A 4,375-nucleotide genomic window follows, 5' to 3' on the forward strand; every position below is an offset into this window, starting at 1 on the left:
GACACGAACGAAAATAATGGTGTCATTAAGGCGATTGAACAAGTAATTAGTGAGACGAAATAAAGAAAAAAGACTTCCCATTGTAGTATGAGCACTATAGGAATTACTCCATAAAAAATCAGCTGAACCGCTCTCATGAGCTCTTCAGCTGATTTTTATCTTTCCATTTGCCTAATTACTTGTTATTAATATAGTAGTCTCTACTCCGAACGAGGCATCCTTTGTTTTGATTGTTCAATATAAAAAAATATGCTACAATGTATTTACAAAATATCTTTACAAAGAGGTGGTTATTATGGCAAGTACTCAGCCAGTGAATTTCAGAGCAGATTCTGCTTTCTACCAACAAACAAAAGAAATACTAGCAGATGAAAAGATAACTTTATCTGATGTATTCAACGCAGCACTTCGTAAAATTGCAACTGGTGCAGTTGACCCTAAAGAATTTGTATTCAGTGATTCTCAGGAAACACAATATCAAATTGCCTTTGAAGATTTGAAAAAGGAGATTTTACTTGGTCATCAGGACATTCAACAAGGTAAACTAACTTCTTTAGCAGATGTGAGAAAGGAATTTGGTCTTGATTAATCATAAACGTTACCATGTGTTTCTTACAGAACAAGCAAAAAAAGATTTACGAGAGATACATGACTATATTGTCATAAATTTCTACAGCCAACAATCAGCAGATGGAAAACTCGACCTTATTCTAACAGCTCTTGAAACATTGAAAACTTTTCCAGAAGCTTGTCCATTAGTTTCTAGCAGAGGCTATGGAGAATTGACGGATGATGGTAAACACTATCGTTATATGCCGATTGAGAACTATTTGGCATTTTACTATATTGAAAACTATAATGTCTACGTTGCTAGAATATTGAGTTCAAAGCAAAATTGGGCTAAGTTGTTTAATAAATGATAGAATCATTAAAAAAACTTATTTGATGGAGAAATTAGAATGTTTAGTGTGAGAAAAATTGGGAGTTTTATACTAGCCTTTGTTCTTTTAATAATTGGATCTATTTTAGAAGGAATAGTTCCTAAGGAAATTGGACGCGGAATTGATTCAATTCAGTCTGGTTTATCAGTATATAGTACATTTAGTGGTATTTTATTGCTAATTTTAATGGCTTTTATTTGTAGTAGAATAGGCTTAATTGGAATAAAATTACTTACTGTATCCGCTATAGGTACTTTGAGAACTTATTTATATTCTTTTTGGAATTATAAGAACTATAAAAAAATTGATGGCATTAAAAAAGGTGAGTTTTCACAAATTATTAATGATGATTTACAAAATATTGAAAATTTCACAATTGAGTCATTTGTAGAAATATTAGTCACGGTCATTGGATTTGTAATTGCAGCGATAAATATTTACCTAATTTCTCCAATATTATTTTTGACCTTATCCATATTGTATTCAATATATTTCTTACCATTTAGCAAACTCGTGAAGAAACAAAAAATGTTACAAATTGAACAGAGAGAAAAAAAGAAAATTTTAAAAGTTTTTACACAAGAGTATATAACCAATAAAGAGAAATCATATTTTCTTTATTCTGGCAATTATATACAAAAACAAGTTTATTCTCTATCAGATAAAATCAATGAGTTAACTGTTAATATTAATTTATCAACTAATCAAACTAAGTTATTACCTAGAACCATTGATTCTATTGGACCAGGACTTATTATAATTTTAGGAGGTATGAAAGTTATCTCTGGGGAAATTTCAATTGGTGAATTAGTATCAGTCATAACTTACTTAAGTTATTTTAGTTCTCCTTTTAAATATACCATGACTTTTATTTCATCTATTCAAGAAATTTTAATATCATATTCTAAAGTATATAATTTAATAAAGCGACTAAAAGAGGAAGACCCCCAAGACAAACCATCAAAAATTTATCAGATAATTAGTCTATTAAACAATAATGTACATGGATACTTTCTTATAAAGGGTAAAAATGGTGTGGGAAAATCAACGCTTTGTAGAGAATTATATTTTAATGATTCATATTTAAAAAAAGAATATAAAATGTTTGTTCCGCAAGACTTTACATTTATAAAAGGTACTGTTGAAGAAAATTTAATGAGAGATGATCTATCTAAATTTTCTAAGTTATTAGATATTATTCCAGAATTAAATACAAATTTAAGTGAAGAAAACGATTTATCAACGGGGCAAAAAGCAATTATCAATCTTATTCGTCAAACCAATTTTGAGGCGCAAGTTATAATAATTGATGAGTTAGGTGCTAATGTTGACGAAAATGTCAGAAGACGCATTGAAGAATTTTTTGTTGAGTATTTTTCTGATAGATGCATTTTTGAGGTTACTCATTTAGAAAAAGGAATAGTACCGTCAAGAATAATAACAGACATCATAGAGGTTTAGTATGAAAAAAATATCGAAGATTTTATTGAAAAGTAATATATTTAAGCTATTATTCATTTCATTGATTGTCTTACTAAGATCAATAGTATTATTATTTCCAGCAATACTTATAAAATATGCAATAAATTATAGCATTCCTAAGTTTGATGTATTTTCATTATTTTTCTTAGGAGGAATGGTTGCTATTATTCCTTTTTTTACCAATTATTTAATATCTTTAGACCTGAAAATTTCAAGTTTTATATTGGATAATAGTTTAAGTCTTATAGATAGACTTGTAAATAAATCATTGACTACGCCAAAAAATGACAGTGCATATTTATACTATATTTCAAAAGGTGTAAATGAAATTAGTTCTTTTTTTTATCGAGATATTGGTAGCTTATTGTGGTGTCTTGCTACTATTGGATTAGGAATGATTTACATATTGATAGAGAATATAATAATTTTTTTAGTTATAGTTATAATATTTCTTAGCGTATATTTTTTACTTAGTATATTTTACAAAAAATTGATAGTAGTTGAAGATATGAGAATAAACAAAACGATTCATTTACAATCAATTTCCCAGAACCTGGATGATTTAGGCATAAAATCGTTTTATAATGAAAAATTAAATTATAAATTTATACATGAAATAAATAAAGTCAATGATGAGATAATTGCTTTATCTAGGAAAAGAAATATCTTAGAACAATTAATAACCTCAGTTATTAAATTTGTCAACAGTTCTATGGTTGTAATTATTGTTTGTTTGGGATCATACCTTATTGGCAGAGGAAGCATTGGTAGTATAGTTTCTATTTATCAAATAAGCATCTGGATGATACCAGCAATGACACTCTTGATTCAACTGTCTATAAAATTTAGTAGTATTAATATCAAAGTCGATACACTCGAAGAACTAGTAAATGTAAAAGATAGGGAACAAAAACATAAACAATCACTTTTAGAGAAAAAAGACTATTTTGAAATAATGAGTGGTTCTTATGGTAATTCTAAGCTGGATAAAAATATAATATTAACAAAAGGGAAAATATATCTATTTACAGGTGCAGTAGGAATTGGAAAAAGTTCGTTTCTATCTAACTTCGTAAGGCGACAGGAAGAGTATTTTAATAATATTTGGTATAGCCAAACAACCCCAATTATTTTTTCCGATACAATTATAAATAATATACGATTAAATCAGAATATTTCAGAACGAAAAATAATAGAATTATTGAATATCCATAATTTCCCTAAAATAATTTGTGATCGTTTTTATGAAGAGGTAAATTTTAATACTCTGTCTGGTGGTGAAAGACAACTAATTGAATTTGCAAGACTGTTAATCAGGGCTGTAGAATTTGACATATTAATTTTTGATGAGTCCTTTAGTGCAATAGATCCCGTTACATTCGGTAAAATTTGGAAAGTTTTTATAAATAACTTTTCTGATAAGACTATTATTATCGTTTCTCATAAAAAATTAGAAAGTATAGTTTTTGATTTTGAAGTTAAATTTAATGATTATTTTGAGGTAAGAAAAGATGAAAAAAATATTTTTTAATATAGAAAAGTGAAGTCTTCTTTTCTTACGTACCCATATCATTCAAAAGAACAGAAAAAAGACTTCCCATTGTAGTATGAGCACTAGAAGCCAACTGGCTTCTAGCGCAGGAAAATTTGAGACCCAGGCTCAAATTTTAGCCAAGAGACACCGCTGGTGGCTACTGGCGTCCTAATACTACAATCTAAGAAGTCTTCTTTTTTACGCATTCATGTCATTCCCAAGAAAAGAAAAAAGACTTCTCCATTGTAGTATGAGCACTAGAAGCCAACCGGCTTCTAGCGCAGGAAAATTTGAGACCCTAGGCTCAAATTTTAGCCAAGAGACACCGCTGGTGGCTACTGGCGTCCTAATACTACAATCATTAGAAGTCTTTTATCTTATTCGCCCTCAACCGTGAAAATCGAAGCAAACTCATCCG

The 4,375-nt window shown here is 28.9% G+C and carries 4 protein-coding genes; all 4 read left to right on the forward strand.

Features of this window, described 5'->3' with window-relative positions; genetic code table 11:
- Positions 1-295: 295 nt before the first annotated feature.
- The 4 genes from RWN11_RS07305 to RWN11_RS07320 are packed head-to-tail and all read left to right on the forward strand — an operon-like array spanning position 296 to position 3,954.
- Positions 296-589: a hypothetical protein gene (locus tag RWN11_RS07305; protein ID WP_314161078.1), complete on the forward strand. Its 294-nt coding sequence runs from the start codon at positions 296-298 to the stop codon at positions 587-589.
- Positions 576-920 carry a type II toxin-antitoxin system RelE/ParE family toxin gene (locus RWN11_RS07310; protein WP_314161079.1) on the forward strand — a complete coding sequence of 115 codons (345 nt, stop codon included), beginning with the start codon at positions 576-578 and terminating at the stop codon, positions 918-920. Before RWN11_RS07305 ends, RWN11_RS07310 begins: the two co-directional genes overlap by 14 nt.
- A gap of 39 nt (positions 921-959) precedes the next feature.
- Complete coding sequence (locus tag RWN11_RS07315) at positions 960-2,402, forward strand: ABC transporter ATP-binding protein (RefSeq protein WP_314161080.1); 1,443 nt, start codon at positions 960-962, stop codon at positions 2,400-2,402.
- Between the two features lies 1 nt (position 2,403).
- Complete coding sequence (locus RWN11_RS07320; protein WP_314161081.1) at positions 2,404-3,954, forward strand: ABC transporter ATP-binding protein; 1,551 nt, start codon at positions 2,404-2,406, stop codon at positions 3,952-3,954.
- Positions 3,955-4,375 lie beyond the last annotated feature (421 nt).

The organism is uncultured Gemella sp. (assembly GCF_963519265.1).
Lineage (GTDB): Bacteria > Bacillota > Bacilli > Staphylococcales > Gemellaceae > Gemella.

What these genes read in the sequence shown, in the direction of transcription:
- RWN11_RS07305 (WP_314161078.1), top strand. Translation starts at nt 296, where the DNA reads ATGGCAAGTACTCAGCCAGTGAATTTCAGAGCAGATTCTGCTTTCTAC.
- RWN11_RS07315 (WP_314161080.1), top strand. Translation starts at nt 960, where the DNA reads ATGTTTAGTGTGAGAAAAATTGGGAGTTTTATACTAGCCTTTGTTCTT.
- RWN11_RS07320 (WP_314161081.1), top strand. Translation starts at nt 2,404, where the DNA reads ATGAAAAAAATATCGAAGATTTTATTGAAAAGTAATATATTTAAGCTA.